Genomic DNA, 20026 nt, shown 5'->3' with positions numbered 1-20026 from the left:
CGACGGTACCCGGCAAGCGTTTTACGCGGAACCCTTGTTCCGCTCGTCCGGCAATCTGGGGTTGCCATGGCGCCCGTTAGGGGATGGCTTTTTCCGATAGGGGGTGACCATATCTCTCCGGAGCTGCACGGCGCGTTCGCGACGCGATCTATTTCTGGGGTGCCCGCGCATTGCAGGACGGCGTGGAACGCCGGTTACATTGCCCGAAGGCCCTGCTGTCCGGCCATTGTCCTGCCGCGATCACCGCGGCTGCGGGCAGTGCGCGCGGCGGTTGAATTGGAGTGTCGTGACCGTAACCGGAGAAACAGCCGAAGCCACGATGCGGTCCGACCACGGCGGCCCGGTCGCCATCGTGGGACTGTCGTGCCGCATGCCGGGCGCCGCGGGTCCCGAAGAATTCTGGCGCCTCCTGCGGAGCGGGACCGAGGCGGTCGGGGAGGCGCCCGGACGGCGGCGGGCCGCCGGCACGCTGTGCGATCTGAGCCGGCTGGACGTCGCGCCGGGAGCGCGGCGCGGCGGGTTCCTCGACCAGGTCGACGGGTTCGACGCCGCGTTCTTCGGCATCTCCCCGCGCGAGGCGGCCGTCATCGATCCCCGGCAGCGCCTGATGCTGGAGCTCGCGTGGGAGGCGCTGGAGGACGCGGGATTCGTCCCGCGACGCCTGCACGGCGGCAGTACGGGCGTCTTTGTCGGCGCCATCGGGGACGACTACGCGAGTCTCGGGACGCGCTACGGGACCGGCACGATCACGCAGCACACCGCGACCGGGCTGAACCGCGGCATCATCGCCAACCGCGTCTCCTACACGCTCGGACTCGGCGGCCCCAGCGTTACGGTCGACACCGGGCAGTCGTCGTCCCTGGTGGCGGTGCACATGGCCGCCGCGAGCGTGCGCAGGGGCGAGTCGGACCTGGCGCTGGCCGGCGGAGTCAACATCGCCATCACCCCGGACGGGTTCATCGCGGCCGACCGGTTCGGCGGCCTGTCCCCGGACGGCCGCTGCCACACCTTCGACGCCCGGGCGAACGGGTACGTGCGCGGTGAGGGCGGCGCGGTCGTCGTCATCAAGCCGCTGGAGCGCGCGCTGGCCGACGGCGACCGGATCTACTGCGTCATCCGTGGCAGCGCGGTCAACAACGACGGCGCGGGGGAAGGGCTGACGGTCCCGGCGCAGGCCGGGCAGGAGGAGGCCGTCCGCCTTGCCTGCCGCCGCGCTGCGGTCGGCCCGGCGGACGTCCAGTACGTGGAACTGCACGGCACCGGAACACGGGCGGGGGACCCCGTCGAGGCGGCGGCCCTCGGCGCGGCGCTCGGCGTCCCGGCCGCATCGCAGGGGGCGAGCCGCCCGCTGGCGGTCGGCTCGGTCAAGACCAACATCGGGCACCTGGAGGGCGCGGCCGGGATCGCGGGGCTCGTCAAGACCGTCCTGTGCATCCGGCACCGCGAGCTCGTGCCCAGCCTCAACTTCGAACGCCCCCACCCGAGCATCCCCCTGGACACCCTCAACCTGCGGGTGCAGGACGCGGCGGGCCCCTGGCCTCAGCCGTCCCGGCCTCTTGTGGCGGGCGTGAGCTCCTTCGGGATGGGCGGCACCAACTGCCACGTCGTGCTGGCCGAACCGGACATCACGGAATCCACACCCGAGGCCGGCCACTCCGCCGGGGTCCGTCCCTTCCTGGTGTCGGCGCGGAGCGAGCGTGCGCTGCGCGCGCAGGCCCGGCTGCTGCGGGAGCATCTGGACACCGCCGATCCGCGACCGGCCGACCTCGCCTACTCGCTCGCCACGACCCGCTCGGCGTTCGAGTACCGCGCGGCGGTCCTCGCCGACGACGCCGCGGGCCTGGCCAGAGGGCTCGACGCCGTCGCGCGCGGCGGCCCGGCACCGGCCCTGGTCCGCGGCCGGGCCACCGGAGGGCAGGTCGCCTTCCTGTTCGCCGGCGGCGGGACGCAGCGCCTCGGCATGGGACGGGACCTCTATGCCGCCCACCCGTTCTTCGCCCGGTCGTTCGACGAAGCGTGCGCATGCCTGGACCGGCATCTGGACCGCCGGGTGCGGGACGTGGTTTTCGCCGCCCCGGGATCGGGCGAGGCGGCGCTGCTCGACGAGACCCTGTACACCCAGGTCGGGCTGTTCGCGCTGGAGGTGGCGCTGTTCCGGCTCCTGGAGTCGTGGGGGGTCCGGCCGGACTACCTGATGGGGCACTCCAGCGGAGAGGTGGTCGCCGCCCACTGCGCGGGCGTCCTCTCGCTGGAGGACGCCTGCGAGCTGGCCGCCGCGCGGGGCCGCCTGATGCAGGCGCTCCCCGGGGGCGGGGCGATGGTGGCGGTCCAGGCGTCCGAGGACGAACTCTCGCCCCTGGTCGCCGAGCACGGGTCCCGTGCGTCGGTCGCCGTCGTCAACGCGCCGCTGGCGACCGTCCTGTCCGGTGACGAGGAGGCCGTGCTGGAGGTCGCGGCGTACTGGAAGGAGCGGGGCCGCAAGACCAAGCGGCTCCGGATCAGCCACGCGTCGCACTCCTCGCACACCGAGGGCATGCTGGAGGAGTTCGAGGGCATCGCGCGGCGGCTGGCCTTCCGCCCGCCGCGGATCCCGGTCGTGTCGAACGTGACCGGCCGGGTCGCTCCGGACGATGAGATCTGCGCACCGGGGCACTGGGCCCGGCAAGTACGCGGCACCGTGCGGTTCATGGACGGGATGCGCGCCCTCGAAGCCGCGGGTGTCTCCACGTACGTGGAACTCGGTCCGGGCGGCGAGCTGTCGGCGATCGGCCGCGACTGCGTCGACCCTGTCACGGCCGGGTTCGTGCCCACCTTGCGCGACGATCGCCCCGAGCCGCGCACGCTGCTCGGTGCGGTGGCAGAGCTGTCGGTGCGGGGCGCGGACGTGGACTGGGAGGCGGTGCTCGCCGGGACGGGCGGGCGCCGCATCCCGCTGCCCACCTACCCGTTCCAGCGCGAGCGGCACTGGCTGCGGCCGCCCGCCGCGGGGGAGCCGGCCGAGGGGGAGCCGGACGAGCCGTCCATGGCGGCGGAGCCGGTGCGCGCCGAGGCGCGCACGGACCACGGGGAGGACCACGACGACCACGACGACGACCACGACGACCGCCCGGTCAGCGGGCTCGCGATGCTCGACGTGGTCCGCGCCGAAGCGGCGACCGTGCTGGGGTACGACCGGCCGGAGGCGGTGGAGCCGCAGTGGACGTTCCGAGACCTCGGCTTCGACTCGCTGACGGCGGTCGAGCTGCGCACCCGGCTGGCGCAGGCGACGGGGCTGCCCCTGCCGTCGACGGTGCTGTTCGACCATCCCTCGCCCGAGGGGCTCGCGCGGCACCTCGCCGAACGGGCGGCGGGAACGCCTGACCCGGATCCGGGCGCAACCCCCGGGGCGGTGGCCGCGGCGGACGAGCCCGTCGCGATCGTCGCGATGGCCTGCCGGTTCCCCGGAGGCGTGCGTTCCCCCGAGGACCTGTGGGAGCTCGTCGCGGCGGGCCGTGACGCGATCTCCGGCTTCCCGGACGACCGCGGCTGGGACCTGGCGGCCCTGCACGACCCTGACCCGGGCCGGTCCGGCACCACCTACGCCACCGCGGGCGGGTTCGTCCGGGACGCGGGCGGCTTCGACCCCGACCCGTTCGGGATCTCGCCCCGCGAGGCGGCGGCGATGGACCCCCAGCAGCGCCTGCTGCTGGAGACCTCGTGGGAGGCCCTCGAACGAGCGGGGATCGACCCGATGTCCCTCAAGGGCAGCCGCACCGGCGTGTTCGTCGGCGGCACCCACCAGGAGTACGGCCCGCGGCTGCACGAGGCCGGTGACGACGCCGAGGGCTACCTGCTGACGGGGACCGCCGCCAGCGTCATGTCCGGCCGGATCGCCTACGTGTTCGGCCTGGAGGGGCCGGCCGTCACCGTGGACACGGCGTGCTCGTCGTCGCTGGTCGCGCTGCACCAGGCATGCCAGGCGGTGCTGCGCGGGGAGTGCGAGCGGGCGCTGGCCGCGGGCGTCACGGTGATGTCCACCCCGGGGATGTTCGTCGAGTTCGGCCGGCAGCGGGGCCTGGCGCCCGACGGCCGGTGCAAGTCCTTCGCCGCCTCGGCCGACGGGACGAGCTGGGCGGAGGGCGCCGCCGTGGTCCTCGTCGAGCCGCTGTCGGTGGCGAGGCGCGCGGGCCATCGCGTGCTGGCGACGGTCGCCGGGTCGGCGACCAACCAGGACGGGGCGAGCAACGGGCTGACCGCGCCGAGCGGCCCGGCCCAGCGCAGGGTGATCGCCCAGGCGCTCGCCGCGGCCGGGCTGGCACCGGACCAGGTGGACGCGGTGGAGGCGCACGGGACCGGTACCGCCCTGGGCGACCCGATCGAGGCCCGGGCGCTCCTCGCGGCCTACGGGCGGGACCGCGACCGGCCGCTCTGGCTGGGATCGATCAAATCGAACATCGGCCACACCCAGGCCGCGGCCGGGCTGGCGGGCGTGATCAAGATGGTCCAGGCGATGCGCCACGGGACGCTGCCGCGCACGCTCCACGTCGACGCGCCCACGCCCCACGTCGACTGGTCGGCGGGCAGGATGGCGCTGCTGACCGAGTCGGTCGGCTGGCCCGCCGCCGACCGTCCGCGCCGCGCGGCGGTGTCCTCGTTCGGCATCAGCGGCACCAACGCCCACGTGATCCTGCAGGAGCCCCCCGCCGGGGCGGCGGACGGGCCGGACGCCCCCGCCGGGGAGCGGCCGGGCCGCGTGGTTCCGCTGGCCGTGTCGGCGAAGAGCGAACCGGCGTTGCGGGCGCAGGCCCGCAGGCTGCGCGAGCACGTGGCCGCCTCACCGGATCTGAGCCCCGCGGACGTCGCGTATTCGCTGGCCACCACCAGGGCGGGCCTGGAGCGGCGCGGGGTCGTCCTGGCCGGGGACCGCGCCGGGATGATGGACGGCCTGGCGGCTCTCGCCGAGGGCGACGCCGGCTCCGGCGTCATCCGGGCGGAGGCCCGTCACGGCCGCGTCGCCGTGCTGTTCTCCGGCCAGGGGTCGCAACGGCCCGGCATGGGCCGCGAACTCTACGAGACCTTTCCCGTTTTCACGGCCGCCTTCGACGAGATCTGCGCGCACCTGGACCCGCTGCTGGAGCGCCCGCTGCGCGACGTCGTGTTCGCCGAGCCGGGACGGCCAGGGGCAGAGCGGCTCGACCAGACGGCCTACGCCCAGCCCGGACTGTTCGCCCTTGAGACGGCACTGTTCAGGACGGCCGAGGCGTGGGGCCTCCGCCCCGACTTCGTGGCCGGTCATTCGATCGGCGAGCTGACCGCCGCCCACGTGGCCGGGATCCTCTCGCTGGAGGACGCGTGCGCGCTGGTGGCGGCGCGCGGCGCGCTGATGGGGCGGCTGCCCGCCGGGGGCGCCATGGCGGCGGTCCAGGCCACGGCGGAGGAGGTGGGCCGGCTCCTGGAGGAACGCGGCGGGCGCGCGTCGATCGCGGCGGTCAACGGCCCGGCGTCGGTCGTGGTCTCCGGCGACGAGCCCGTCGTGGCCGAGATCACCGACGCCTTCCGCGCCCGGGGCCGCAGGACCAGGCGGCTCACGGTTTCGCACGCCTTCCATTCCCCGCGCATGCAGCCGATGCTGGCCGAGTTCGGCGAGGTCGCCGGGCGGCTGGCGTACCGGGCACCGCGGATTCCCGTCGTGTCCAACCTGACCGGCGCGCTGGGAACGGCCGAGGAACTGTGCTCTCCGCGGTATTGGGTCGAGCACGTGCGGCGCCCGGTGCTCTTCGCCGCCGGCGTCGGCCGGCTGGCGGGGGAGGGCGTCACCAGGCTGGTGGAGCTCGGCCCCGACGGCACCTTGGCCGCCCTGGCCGAGGAGATCCTCGCCGACCGGGACGCCGGCGCGGACGCCCTCGCCGTACCGGTGCTCCACCGGGACCGCCCCGAAGCGGAGTCCTTCACGGCGGCCCTCGCCCTGCTGCACGCGCACGGCGTGCCGCTCGACTGGGAGGGGGTCTTCGCGGGCTCCGGAGCCCGCCGGGCCGAGCTGCCCACCTACCCGTTCCAGCACCGCCGGTTCTGGGCGCCGGCGCCGCGCGCCGCCGCGTCCGCGGCAGACCTGGGACTGGACGCGGCCGATCACCCGCTGCTGGGCGTCGCGACCCGGCGAGCCGACGGCGACACCGTGACGCTGCACGGCCACCTCTCGCTGCGCACCCACCCATGGCTGGCCGACCACGTCGTCGCGGGAGTGCCGATGGTGCCCGCGACCGCCCTGGTGGAAATGGCGCTGCGCGCCGCCGAGGAGACCGGCTGCGACCAGGTGGAGGAGCTGGTCCTTCAGGCTCCGCTGGTCCTGCCGCCGGACGGGGGCATGCAGATCCAGGTCACGGTGGGCGGCGCCGACGCGTCGGGCCGCCGGCCGCTGACGTTCGATTCCCGGACGACCGACGTGCGGGCCGGCTCCGACCGTCCCTGGACCCGCAACGCCGACGGTGCCGTGCGGACCGGATCCGCGCCCCCGCCCGGGGGCGAACCGGCCGCCTGGCCCCCGGCGGGCGCGGTGCCCGTGCCGCTGGACGGGTTCTACGACGAGCTCGAACGGGGCGGCTACGAGTACGGTGCGTCGTTCCGGGCGCTGACGGCCGCCTGGCGATCGGGGGACGAGATCTTCGCCGAGGCCGCCCTGCCCGGCGAGCTGCGCGGCGACGCCGCGCGCTTCGCAATCCATCCGGTCCTGCTGGACGCGGTCCTGCACGCGCGGGTCGGGCTGGACGGCCCGGGCGGGCCGGACGGCACCGCCCCGCGGCTGCCCTTCGCCTGGAACGGCGTGACCCTGCACGCCACCGGTGCCACCCGGCTTCGGGCGCGCATGTCGGCGGACGGCGGGATGACGGTCACCGACGGGACGGGCTCGCCCATGGCGACGGTGGACGCGCTCGCCCTGCGCGCGCCTGCCCGACCCACCGCGGCCCCGGCGCGGGTCGTCCGCGATTCGCTGTTCCACGTGGAATGGCGGCCGATGCCGGAGGCACCGGGCGCGGCAGAGCCGACACTGGCCGTCGCCGACCTCCGGCCGGAAGGGCCCCGGGCGGAGGAGCCCCGGGCGGAGGCCGCCACGGTCCGCGAGACCGCCGAACGAGCCTTGCGAGTGGTGACGGACTGGCTCGCCGCGGACCGTCCCGGGAGCGCGCGGCTGGTCGTGCTGACCCGTGCGGCGGTCGGCGTCCACGACGGCGAGGCCGCCGACCCGGCGCAGGCGGCGGCCTGGGGGCTCGTCCGCTCGGCCCAGGCGGAGAACCCCGAGCGCCTGCTCCTGGCCGACTCCCTCGACACGGATGAGGGGAACGCAAGGCTGCTGGAAGCCTGCCGTGCCGCGGCGGCCGCGGGCGAGCCGCAGCTCGCGCTGCGGGAGGGCCGGGCCCTGGTGCCCCGGCTGGCGCGGACCCCCGCTCCGGCCCCGGAGCCACCGGAGCTCGATCCCGCCGGAACGGTCCTGATCACCGGGGGCACGGGCACGCTGGGCGGCCTGCTCGCCCGGCACCTGGTGGCCGAGCACGGCGTGCGGCACCTCGTCCTGGCCGGGCGCCGCGGCCCCGACGCGCCCGGCGCGGCCGAACTCCGGGCCGAACTCGCCGCCGCCGGAGCGCGGGTGACCCTCGCCGCCTGCGACGCGGCCGACCGCGCCCGGCTCGCCGCGACGCTGGAGGCCATCCCCGGTGACCACCCGCTGATCGGAGTCGTGCACGCGGCCGGAGCGGTGGACGACGGGATCGTGACCGCGCTCACCGCCGAGCGGCTGGACCGGACCCTGCGCCCGAAGGTCGACGCCGCGCTGCACCTCCACGAGCTGACCCGCGGCCTCGACCTTTCGATGTTCGTCCTCTACTCCTCCATAGCGGGCACGCTCGGAACGGCCGGCCAGGGCAACTACGCGGCGGCCAACGCGGCCCTGGACGCGCTCGCGCGGCACCGCCGGGCGCGGGGGCTGCCGGCCCTGTCGATCGCCTGGGGCCTGTGGGAACCGGAGAGCGCGATTAGCGGGACGCTGACCGCCGGCGCCATGGCGCGCCTGCGCCGCACCGGCATCGCGCCGCTGCCATCCGAGGACGGCCTGGCGCTGTTCGACGCGGCCGTCGCGTCCGGGCGGGCCGAGGTGGTGGCGGCCCGCCTCGACCCGGCGGGCCCGCGGACGGGTGCCGGCGGCGGCCCGCCGCCGATGCTGCGCGGGCTGGTCCGCGGCCGGAGCCGCCGGGTTGCGGACGGCGAACCGGCCGGCGGCGTGGCCGGCCGGCTCGCCGCGCTCAGCGAGGCCGAACAGCACCGGGAACTCCTCGGGCTGGTGCGGGCACAGGTCGCCGAGGTGCTGGGGCACGCGTCGTCCGGCGCGATCGGGGACGACCGGGCGTTCGAGGACATCGGGTTCGACTCGCTGACCGCGGTGGAGCTGCGCAACCGGCTCAACACGGCGACCGGTCTCCGGCTTCCGCCCACCCTCCTGTTCGACCACCCCACCGTCCGCCGCCTGTCCGCGCGCCTCCGGGAGGAACTGCTGGGCACGGCCGCCGCGCGGGCGGACGTGACGCCGGGGCCCGCCGCGGGAGCACCGGACGAGCCGATCGCGATCGTCGGGATGGGCTGCCGCTATCCGGGCGGCGTCGCCTCCCCGGAGGAACTGTGGGAGCTGGTGGCCGCCGGCCGCGACGCCATCTCGGGTTTCCCCGGCGACCGCGGCTGGGACCTGGACGGGCTCTACCATCCCGACCCGGACCACCCCGGCACCTCGTACGCCCGCGAGGGCGGGTTCCTGCACGACGCGGCGCAGTTCGACGCCGGGTTCTTCGGCATCTCGCCGCGCGAGGCGCTCGCGATGGACCCGCAGCAGCGGCTGCTGCTGGAGACCTCCTGGGAGGCCCTGGAGCGGGCGGGCATCGATCCGGCGTCGCTGAAGGGCAGCCCGGCCGGGGTGTTCGCCGGTGTCATGTACTACGACTACGCCCGCGGTGGCAGGCTGCCGCGGGTCGCGGAGGGCTACGCGGTGACGGGCACGTCGGGCAGCGTGGTGTCCGGCCGGGTGGCGTACCTGTTCGGGCTGGAGGGACCCGCGGTCACGGTGGACACCGCGTGCTCCTCGTCGCTGGTCGCGCTGCATCTGGCCGCGCAGGCGCTGCGCCGGGGGGAGTGCTCGCTGGCCCTGGCGGGCGGGGTGACGGTGATGGCGACCCCGGACACCTTCGTGGAGTTCAGCCGGCAGCGCGGGCTCGCGCCGGACGGCCGCTGCAAGTCGTTCGCCGCGTCCGCCGACGGGGTGGCCTGGTCGGAGGGCGCGGGCGTGCTCGTCCTGGAGCGGCTGTCGCAGGCGCGGCGCAACGGGCACCCGGTGCTGGCGGTGGTGCGCGGCAGCGCCACCAACCAGGACGGCGCCAGCAACGGGCTGACCGCGCCGAACGGCCCGTCCCAGCAGCGGGTGATCCGCGCCGCGCTGAGCGCCGCGCACCTCCGGCCGGACCAGGTGGACGCGGTGGACGGGCACGGGACGGGGACCACGCTCGGGGATCCGATCGAGGCCCAGGCGCTGCTCGCCGCCTACGGCGGGGACCGCTCGCCGGACCGGCCGCTGTGGCTGGGCTCGGTCAAGTCCAACATCGGGCACGCGCAGGCGGCCGCCGGCGTCGCGGGCATCATCAAGATGGTCATGGCGATGCGGCACGGCGAGCTGCCGCCGTCGCTGCACGGCGCCGAGCCGACCCCGCACGTGGACTGGTCCGCCGGGGCGGTGTCGCTGCTGGCCGAGCCGGTTCCGTGGCCGCGCGGCGACCGCCCCCGGCGGGCTGGCGTCTCGTCCTTCGGCATCAGCGGGACCAACGCCCACGTGATCCTCGAAGAGGCGGACGGGGAAGAAGCGGACGGGGCGGCCGCCGCGCCCGCCGAGCCCTCCGACGCCGGTGCGGCGGTCGTTCCCTGGCCCTTGTCGGGCCGGACGGAGCACGCGTTGCGGGCCCAGGCGGCCAGGCTGCGGGGCTTCCTCACCGCCCGCCCCGACCTCCGGCCGGTGGACGTGGGCTTCTCGCTCGCCACGACGCGAACCGCACTGGAGCACCGCGCGGTCGTCCTGGTGCGCGAGCGCGAAGAGGCACTGCAGGACCTTGCCGAGTTGTCGCAGGGCGGGCGGGCGCCGGAGGTGGTCCACGGCGAGGCGCGTGCCGACGGCCGTGTCGCGTTCCTGTTCCCCGGCCAGGGCGCGCAGCGGGCCGGCATGGGCCGCGGCCTCTACGAGGCGTACCCGGTGTTCGCCGAAGCGTTCGACCAGATCTGCGAGCGCCTCGACCCGCTGCTGCGGTGCTCGCTGCGCGAGGTCGTGTTCGGCGGTGCGGCGCCCGGCGGGTCCTCCCTCGACGACACGGTCTACGCCCAGGCAGGGCTGTTCGCCGTCGAGACGTCCCTCTTCCGCCTGCTGGCGGCATGGGGGGTGCGGCCGGACTTCCTGCTGGGGCACTCGATCGGCGAGGTGGCCGCGGCCCATGTGGCCGGGGTGCTGTCCCTGGACGACGCCTGCTCCCTGGTCGCGGCGCGCGGGCAGCTGATGCAGCGGCTGCCGGGCGGCGGCGCGATGGCCGCGGTGCAGGCGTCGGAGGACGAGGTGCTGCCGCTGCTGGCCGGCCGCGAGGACGCGGTGGCGATCGCGGCCCTGAACGGGCCGTCCGGCACCGTGCTCTCCGGGGACGCGGAGGCGGTCGAGGAACTGGCCGCCCACTGGCGGGACCGCGGCCGCAAGACCAGGCGGCTGCGGGTCAGCCACGCCTTCCACTCGCCGCGGATGGAGCCGATGCTGGCCGGCTTCCGCGCGGTGGCCGAGGGGCTGTCGTTCCGGCCACCGGAGATCCCGATCATCTCCAACCTCACCGGCGGGCCCGTCCCGGCGGAGCGGCTCTGCTCCGCCGGCTACTGGGTCGAGCACATCCGCGGCGCCGTGCGCTTCGCCGACGGCGTGCGCTGGCTCGAAGCGCAGGACGTCGCCGCCTGCATCGAACTGGGTCCCGGGGTGCTGACCGCGATGGCGCGCGAGTGCATGGAAGCGGCGCCGGCGACGGCGGTCGCGCTGCGCGAGAACCGGCCCGAGCCCGAAGCGGTGCTGGGCGCGGTCGCGCAGGCCCACACCGCCGGGGTGCCCGTGGACTGGGCGGCCCTGTTCGCCCCGGCGCGGCCCCGCAGGGTCGACCTGCCGACCTACGCCTTCCAGCGGCGGCGCTTCTGGCTCTCCGCGGACACCGGGCGGGAGGACGCGGCGGGGCTCGGACTGGCCGCCGCCGAGCACCCCCTGCTGGGAGCCTCGGTCGGGCTGGCCGACGGCGACGGGATGCTCTTCACCGGCAGGCTGTCGCCGCGCACCCACCCGTGGCTCGGCGACCACCGGGTACTGGGCACGGCCGTCGTGCCCGCCACCGCGTTCCTGGAGATGGCCGTCCGCGCCGGCGACGAGCTGGGCTGCGGCCGGGTGGCGGAGCTCACCCTGGAGGCGCCCCTCGACGTTCCGGACCAGGACGCGGTCGCGTTGCAGGTCAGGGTCGTGGCGGACGAAGAACCGGAACGCTGGGCGCTGAGCGTGCATTCGCGTCCGGAGAAGGCGCCGGCGGGAACACCGTGGACGCGGCACGCCACCGGAGCCCTCGGTCCGGCCGCGGCCGCGCCCCCCGCATCCGGCGAGGCGGTGTGGCCGCCGGAGGGCGCGGAGCCGGTCGACGTGGCGGACCTCTACGCGCGAGCCGCCGCCGGGGGCCTCGACTACGGTCCCGCGTTCCGGCGGCTGCGCGCGGTCTGGCGGCGCGGCGACGAGGTGTTCGCCGAGGCGGACCTCGACCCCGGCGCCGATCGCGCACCGGACGGGGACGCCGATGGCGCGGCGGACGGCTTCGTCGCGCATCCGGCGCTGCTGGACGCGGCCCTGCAGGCCGGGCTCCCGCTGATCGCCGGGGAGGGGGACGCCGGGGGACGGCTGCCGTTCGTCTGCGCGGGGATGGACGTCTACGCCTCCGGCGCGTCGGAACTGCGGATCAGGGTCGTCCCGGAGGGCGGGGAAGGGATCTCGGTGACGGCCTGGGACCCGGACGGGAGCCCGGTCGCCGCGATCGACTCGGTGGTGCTGCGGCCCGTGCCGGCCCGGCGGGCGCGCGGCGGCGGCGAATGGCTCTTCCAAGTCGACTGGACACCACTGCCCGGAGACGTGCACGGAGCCCCGGACCCGCACGACTGGGCCGTGCTGGGCGCCGACGGCCTCGGGCTGGGCCGGGCGCTCGAATCCGGTGGCGTGCGTGTGCGCCGCCACCCGGACCTCGCCGGGCTGGCCGCCTCGGTCGAGGCGGGCGCCCCCGTACCGGACGTCGTGGCCCTGCCGTGCGCGGGTCCGGCGGACGCCGGCGACGGAGCGGCCGCGGAGCGGATGACGGTGGCGGTCCTCGGCACGGTGCAGCGATGGCTCGCCGACCCGCGGTTCGACTCCTCCCGGCTGGCCGTGTTCACCCGCGGAGCGGTGGCGGCGGGCGACGGGGCCGAGGTCGCCGATCTGGCCTGCGCTCCGCTCTGGGGCCTGATGCGGTCGGCGCAGGCGGAGCATCCGGGCCGCTTCCTGATCGTCGACCTCGACGGCGATCCCGCCTCGCCGCAGGTCGCGGCGGACCGCCTGCCCGCCGCGGCGGACGCGGACGAGCCGCAGCTCGCGATCCGGCACGGCGAAGCCCTCGTGCCCCGGCTGACCGGCACCGGAACCGGCCCCGCGCTCGCTCCCCCCGCCGAGGCCGGGGCCTGGCGGATGGCGGCGCCGGGAAGCGCGACGCTGGAGGACCTGGAACTCGTCCCGCACCCGGAGGCCGAGGCGCCGCTGGCCGCCGGCGAGGTCCGCGTGGCGGTGCGCGCCGCGGGCCTGAACTTCCGCGACGTGCTGATCGCCCTGGGCATGTACCCCGACGCCGCCGCCCCGCTCGGCAGCGAGGGGGCCGGGGTGGTCACCGAGGTCGGCGCCGGGGTCACCGACCTGGCCGCGGGCGACCGCGTGGCGGGCCTGTTCCCCCACGCCTTCGGCCCGGTGGCGGCGGTGGACCGGCGGATGCTCGCGCGGATCCCGGCGGGCTGGTCGTACGCGCAGGCGGCAGCCGTGCCGGTGGCCTACCTGACCGCCTGCTACGGGCTGGTCGACCTGGCCGGCCTGCGGCCGGGCGAGGCCGTGCTGGTGCACGCCGCGACCGGCGGCGTCGGGATGGCCGCGGTGCAGCTGGCCCGGCACCTCGGCGCGGAGGTGTTCGCCACGGCGAGCGAGGGGAAGTGGCCGGCGCTGCGTGCGCTGGGGCTGGACGACGCGCACATCGCGTCGTCCCGCGACCTGGACTTCGAGCACCGGTTCCTGGCGGCGACCGGCGGCCGCGGCATGGACGTCGTCCTCGACGCGCTGAACGGCGAGTTCGTCGACGCGTCGCTGCGGCTCCTGCCGCGGGGCGGCCGGTTCGTGGAGATGGGCAAGACCGACATCCGCGACGCCGACGAGGTCGCCGCCGCCCACCCCGGCGTGGCCTACCGCGCCTACGACGTGCTGGAAGCCGGGCCGGAGCGGCTCGGCCGGATGCTGGCGGAGATCCTCGCGCTGTTCGAGCGGGGAGCGCTCCGGCACCCGCCGCTGCGCGCGTGGGACCTGCGGCAGGCCCGGCAGGCGTTCCGCTTCATGAGCCAGGCCCGGCACGTCGGCAAGATCGTCCTCACCGTGCCGGTGGCGCCCGACCCGGCGGGCACGGTCCTGATCACCGGCGGCACCGGCGCGCTGGGCCGACGGGTGGCGCGCCACCTGGTGGAGCGGCACGGGATGCGGCACCTGCTGCTGACCGGCCGCCAGGGCTCCCGGGCGGCCGGCGCCGCCGAACTGGCGGCCGAGCTGACCGGGCTCGGCGCGCGGGTCACCGTGGCGGCCTGCGACGCCGCCGACCGTGCCGACCTGGCCCGGCTGCTGGCCGCCGTCCCGGCGGAGCACCCGCTGACCGCGGTCGTGCACGCGGCGGGCGTGGTGGACGACGCGGTGGTCGGCTCCATGACCCCGGACCAGGTGGCACGGGTGCTGCGGCCCAAGGTGGCGGCCGCGGCGAACCTGGACGTGCTGACCCGCGAGCTCGACCTGGCGGAGTTCGTGCTGTTCTCCTCCAGCGCCGGTGTGCTCGGCACCCCCGGGCAGGCCAACTACGCGGCGGCCAACGCGTTCGAGGACGCCCTCGCCGCCCGCCGCCAGGCCCGCGGGCTCCCGGCCGTGTCGCTGGCGTGGGGGCTGTGGGCGGAGACCAGCCGGATGACGGCGCACCTGGACGGCGCCGACCTGGCCCGGCTCGGCCGGTCCGGAGTGGTGCCGCTGCCCTCGGAGCAGGGGCTGGCACTGTTCGACACGGCGCGCGGCGACGGGCGGGCACTGCTGGTGCCGGCCCGGCTGGACGTGGCCGCGCTGCGGGCGCGGACCGGAGCCGGGAACCCCCCGGCGGTCCTGCGCGTCCTGGCCGGCGGCACCGGCCGCCGCGCCGCGGGCCGCGGCGGCCGCGCGGCAGGGCCCTCGCTCGCCGAGCGGCTGGCGCGGCTCCCCGCAGGCCGCCGGCACGAGGCCCTGGTGGACGTCGTCCGGGCCAACGCCGCCACCGTGCTCGGCCACCGGTCGGCGGACGCGGTCACCACCACCGCGACCTTCAAGGAACTCGGGTTCGACTCGCTCACCGCGGTCGAGTTCCGCAACCGCCTCAGCACCGCCGCGGGCACCCGCCTGCCCGCGACGCTCGTCTTCGACCATCCGACGCTCGACGCGCTCGCCCGGCACCTGGGCGTGTTCCTCGCCGGCGGTGAGTCGGCGGAACCGGAGCCGGGAGCGCCCGCGGTACTGAGCGAACTGGACCGGCTGGAGACCGCGCTCGGCGCGGCTCCCGGCGGGTGGAGCGGCCACCGGGAGGTGACCGCGCGCCTGGAGGCGCTGCTCGGCCGCTGGCGGGACCGGCACGCCGGCGCGCCCGCGGCGGACCCCGGAACGGACCGCCTCGACGAGGCGGCGACCCCGGACGAGGTCATCGACTTCATCGACAGAGAACTCGGGATCTCCTGAGCCGGCGGCCGGAGGGGCCGTGGCACCCGAAGCGAAGGGACGGGACTCACGTGGACCAGTGCGGACGGAAAGACGACCTCTGGCTGCGGCGCTTCCACCAGGGCGTGGACGGCGATCCGCTGCTGGTCTGCTTCCCGCACGCGGGCGGCTCGGCGGCCTACTTCTTCCCGGTCTCCGCCGCGCTGTCCGGCTCGGCGAACGTGCTGGCCGTGCAGTACCCCGGCAGGCAGGACCGGCGCAGGGAGCCGCCGGTCGACACCATCGACGAGCTGGCCGCCGCGGTCTTCGCGGCGCTGCGCGGCGTGCTGGACCGCCCGCTGGTGTTCTTCGGGCACAGCATGGGGGCCGTCACCTGCTACGAGGTGGCCCGCGTGATCGAGCGGGAGACGGGCGGGAGCCCGCTGGGGATCATCGTCTCGGGCCGCCGGGCGCCGTCGCTGCACCGTACCGAGACCGTGCACACCCGCGACGACCAGGGCCTCATCGCCGAAGTGCGCTCCCTGGAGGGCACCGACGCGGGGGTCCTCGGAGACGAGGAGCTGCTGCGGATGGTCCTTCCGGCGCTGCGGACCGACTACAAGGCGATCGAGACCTACCGGCACCGTCCCGGCCCTCCGCTGCGCTGCCCGATCGCCGCCTACGTCGGCGACTCCGATCCGAAGGTGGCGGTCGCGGAGGCCGCGGCTTGGCGCGACCACACGTCGGCCTCCTTCGGCCTGCGCGTGTTCGCGGGCGGCCACTTCTACCTGGGGGACCGCCCGGCGGAGACCATCAAGGCGGTCTCCGCGGACATCCTCGCCTTCCGGGCCGCCGTCCCGTGACTCCGCGGGCGCGCAAGGACCGGGTTAGCGCAGCTTTAGCCGGTCCCGAGATCGTGAATGCGGGGCCGCGGGAGGCGGTCCCGCTGACGAGGACGAGCCGGACGGAACGCGGCGAGGCCGCGGGGGAGGAGGCGGGCGTGGGCGAATCGGCTCCGCGGGACGGTGTGGCACCGGCCGACGCGCTGCTGGCCCTGCACCGCTCGGGGACCCTGGCCGCCCGGTATCCCGAGGCCCAGCGGCTGGTGGCCGAGCTGAGCGGGCGCGAGCTGGTGCGGGCGGGGAACCTGCTCGCCCGGCTGGACGCCGCCGAGACGGCCGAGCGGCATCCCGGGATCCCCGCGGTGACCGTCGCGCTCACCGGGCACGGCACGCTGCCGGACCTGCTGCCCGCGCTGACGGCGCAGCTCGCCCGGCACGGTTTCCTCCTCCGCCCGTTCACGGGTCGTTTCGATGGCTATGTCCTCGAACTCGGTGACCCGGGCAGCGAGCTGTACGCGGCCGGGCCCGACCTCGTCCTGTGCGTGCTGGACCCGGCGGTCGTGTTCGACGAGGTCGCCGTCCCCTGGCGCCCCGAGGACGTCGAGCGCGCCGGCCTGGAGAAGATCGGCCTGCTGGAGGGGCTGGCCACCACGTTCGAGGCGAACTGCCGCGGCACGCTGGTGCTCAACACGCTGCCGCTGCTGCGGCGGTACACCGCGCAGCTCGTCGACCACCGGTCGAGGGCCCGGCTGGGCGCCCTGTGGCGCGAGCTGAACGCCCGGCTGCTGCGCCTGTGCGAGGAGCACGAGCGCGTCGTGGTGCTGGACCTCGACCCGTTCGCCGCCGAGGCGTCGCCCGCCAGCGACCCGCGCCTGAGCGTCTACGCCAAGGCGCACCTGTCCCCGGACCTGCTGGCCGCGTACGCGCGCGAGGCCGGCCACCTGGTCCGCCATCTCACCGGCCGCACCAGGAAATGCCTGGTTCTCGACCTGGACAACACGCTGTGGGGCGGAGTGCTCGGCGACGACGGCGTGGACGGCATCGAGGTGGGGGAGGGGCACCGCGGCGAGGCGTTCCGGGAGTTCCAGCGCGTGGTGAAGCAGGTCGGCTCGCAGGGGGTGCTGCTCGCCGTGGTCAGCAAGAACGACGTCGAGCCGGTCCGCAAGGTGCTGCGCGAGCACCCCGGCATGGTTCTGCGTGAGGACGACTTCGTCCACGTCGTGGCCAACTGGAGACCCAAGCCTGAGAACGTCGCCGAACTCGCGCGGGAGCTCAACCTCGGCACGCACAGCCTCGTCTTCGCCGACGACAGCGCCTTCGAATGCTGGCTCGTGCGGTCCGAGCATCCCGATGTGGCGGTGGTCGGCCTCGACGACGATCCCGCGCTACACGGCGAGAGGCTGCTGGCCGACGGCTGGTTCGACGTCCGGGAGACGACCGCCGAGGACCACGTCCGCAAGGCCAGGTACCGGGACGAGCGGGCGCGCCGGAACTTCCTGCACACCTTCGACTCGATCGAGGACTACCTGCGCGAGCTGGACGTCCGGGTCGTCCTGGCCGACGCCACCGGGGAGGACGCGGCGCGGGTCTCCCAGCTCACCATGCGGACCAACCAGTTCAACACGGTCACCCGGCGGCTCGGCGTCCCCGAGGTCAGGGACCTGCTCAAGGACGCCCGCACCCGGATCCTGACCATCCGGTCACGCGACCGGTTCGGCGACAACGGAACGGTGGGCGCGCTGTTCACCCGGTGGGCGGACGACGCGGTGCGCATCGACGGGTTCCTGCTGAGCTGCCGCGTGTTCGGCCGGGGTATCGAGCAGGCGTGCCTGGCGGCGGTGCTGCGGCACGCGCGCGCCGGCGCCGCCCGCGCCGTCTACGGCGCCTACCGCCCGACGCCCAGGAACGGCGGCGTCGCGGACCTCTACTCCCGGCACGGCTTCGTGGAGGACGCGGCGTCCGGCGGCGGACCCGCCGGGCCGGACGGCTCCGAGGGGACGACCTGGTTCCGGCACGACCTCGCCGAGATCTTCACACCGCCCGACCATGTCCGCCTCACCGACGAGCTTGGGGGGCACACGCCGTGAACACCATCGACGACTTCGTCGCGCTCGTCCGGGACCACCTCGGCCTGCCCGTGACGACCGAGGACGCCGAGCGCACCCTGGACCAGGTCCCCGGCTGGGACTCGATGCACCTGCTCTGGCTGCTCACGACGATCGAGCGGGAGACCGGACGCAGCGTGCCCCTGCCCGACCTTCTCCAGGCATCGAGCCTGCACGAGATGTACCTGCTGGCGGTGGACAGGTGAGCCGAGGGGTGGTTCCGGATGGCGGATGAACAGAAGCTCGTCGACTACCTGAAATGGACGACGGCCGAACTGCACCGGACACGGGAGCGGCTGTCCGAACTGGAGTCCGCCGACTCCGAGCCGATCGCGATCGTGGGGATGGGCTGCCGGTACCCGGGGGCCGCCCGGACCCCCGCAGACCTGTGGCGGCTGGTCGCGGACGGGACCGACGCCGTGTCCGCCTTCCCCTCCGACCGGGGCTGGAACCTGGACGCGCTCCGCCATCCGGACCTGGAGCGCAGGGGCACCAGCTACGCCCACGAGGGGGCGTTCCTCTACGACGCGGGCCGGTTCGACGCCGAGTTCTTCGGGATCAGCCCGCGTGACGCGCTGGCGACCGATCCGCAGCAGCGCCTCCTGCTGGAGACCGCCTGGGAGGCCGTCGAGAGCGCCGGCATCGATCCCGCCGGCCTGCAGGGCAGCCGCACCGGGGTGTTCGCCGGAATCATCTACCTGGACTACGGGACGGGCTTCCAGCGGATGCCCGAGGAGTTCGACGGCCAGATCGGGATCGGGGGCGCCGCCAGCTTCGCCTCCGGCCGGGTGGCCTACAGCCTCGGCCTGGAGGGTCCCGCCGTCACCGTCGACACCGCCTGCTCCTCGGCGCTGGTGGCGCTGCACTGGGCCTGCCGGTCGCTCCGGCTCGGCGAGTGCGATCTCGCCCTCGCGGGCGGCGCGACCATCATGTGCACCCCCGCCCTGTTCGTGGAGTTCTCCCGCCAGCGGGGCCTGGCCCGTGACGGGCGCTGCAAGTCGTTCGCGGCGGCGGCCGACGGGACAGGCTGGGGTGAGGGTGTCGGGCTGCTCCTGGTCGAGCGGCTTTCCGACGCGCAGCGCAACGGCCACCCTGTGCTGGCCATCGTGCGCGGGTCGGCGGTCAACCAGGACGGCGCCAGCAACGGCCTGACCGCCCCCAACGGGCCGTCGCAGCAGCGGGTCATCCAGGACGCGCTGGCCAGCGCCCGCCTCACACCCGCAGACGTCGACGTCGTCGAAGCCCACGGCACCGGCACCACCCTGGGCGACCCCATCGAAGCCCAAGCACTCATCGCCACCTACGGACAGCAACGCCCCGCCGACCGGCCCCTGCGACTGGGCTCTATCAAATCCAACATCGGGCACACCCAGGCCGCCGCCGGTGTCGCCGGTGTCATCAAGATGGTGCAGGCCCTCAATCACGGGGTCGTGCCGCGGACGCTGCATGTCGACGAGCCGACCCCGCACGTGGACTGGTCCGCGGGGGCGGTCGAGTTGCTCACCGAGCAGATCCCCTGGCCCGACACCGGACGGCCCCGCCGCGCCGCCGTCTCCTCCTTCGGGATGAGCGGAACGAACGCGCACACCATCATCGAGCAGGCTCCGGCCATCTCGTCAGAGGCGGACGGTGAGGTAGTCCGTCTCCAGTCTTCTGCGGTGGAGGTGCGGCCTGAGCCTCCGGTGATTCCGTGGCTGCTGTCGGCCAAAACACCAGCCGCGCTAGCCGCCCAAGCCCAACGCCTGATCCACCACCTGGACACCCACCCCGACCTGGACCCCGGTGAAGTGGCCTGGGCGCTGGCCACCACCCGCTCCACCCTGGACCACCGCGCCGTCATCACCGGCAACCCAGCCGCACTGCGCGAAGGGCTGGAGGCGTTGGCGGCCGGGGAGCCGCACCCCAGCCTGGTCACCGGCCGCGCCACCCCCACCGGCGGCAAACTCGCCCTGCTGTACTCCGGACAAGGCTCCCAACGCCCCGGCATGGGCGCCCAGCTCTACCACCACCTGCCCACCTTCGCCCACGCCCTCGACCAC

General features: G+C 75.5%; 5 protein-coding genes. All 5 read left to right on the top strand.

Annotated elements, in window-relative coordinates:
• Positions 1–286 precede the first annotated feature (286 nt).
• Positions 287–15082 carry a type I polyketide synthase gene (locus E1289_RS08925; protein ID WP_131977271.1) on the top strand — a complete coding sequence of 4932 codons (14796 nt, stop codon included), beginning with the start codon at positions 287–289 and terminating at the stop codon, positions 15080–15082.
• A 50-nt stretch (positions 15083–15132) separates the two neighbouring features.
• Positions 15133–15903: an alpha/beta fold hydrolase gene (locus tag E1289_RS08920; protein ID WP_131977268.1), complete on the top strand. Its 771-nt coding sequence runs from the start codon at positions 15133–15135 to the stop codon at positions 15901–15903.
• A gap of 137 nt (positions 15904–16040) precedes the next feature.
• Positions 16041–17969: an HAD-IIIC family phosphatase gene (locus E1289_RS08915; protein ID WP_207928872.1), complete on the top strand. Its 1929-nt coding sequence runs from the start codon at positions 16041–16043 to the stop codon at positions 17967–17969.
• Positions 17966–18193: a phosphopantetheine-binding protein gene (locus E1289_RS08910; protein WP_131977265.1), complete on the top strand. Its 228-nt coding sequence runs from the start codon at positions 17966–17968 to the stop codon at positions 18191–18193. The genes E1289_RS08915 and E1289_RS08910 overlap by 4 nt, the downstream gene beginning before the upstream one ends.
• Before the next feature lie 18 nt (positions 18194–18211).
• The coding region (locus E1289_RS08905; protein ID WP_207928871.1) for a beta-ketoacyl synthase N-terminal-like domain-containing protein at positions 18212–20026 on the top strand (1815 nt) is incomplete at its 3' end.

It is taken from the genome of Actinomadura sp. 6K520 (assembly GCF_004349245.1).
Lineage (GTDB): Bacteria > Actinomycetota > Actinomycetes > Streptosporangiales > Streptosporangiaceae > Spirillospora.
Note: the sequence above shows the minus strand (reverse complement) of the source record. Positions and strands in the feature narration are given on the sequence as shown.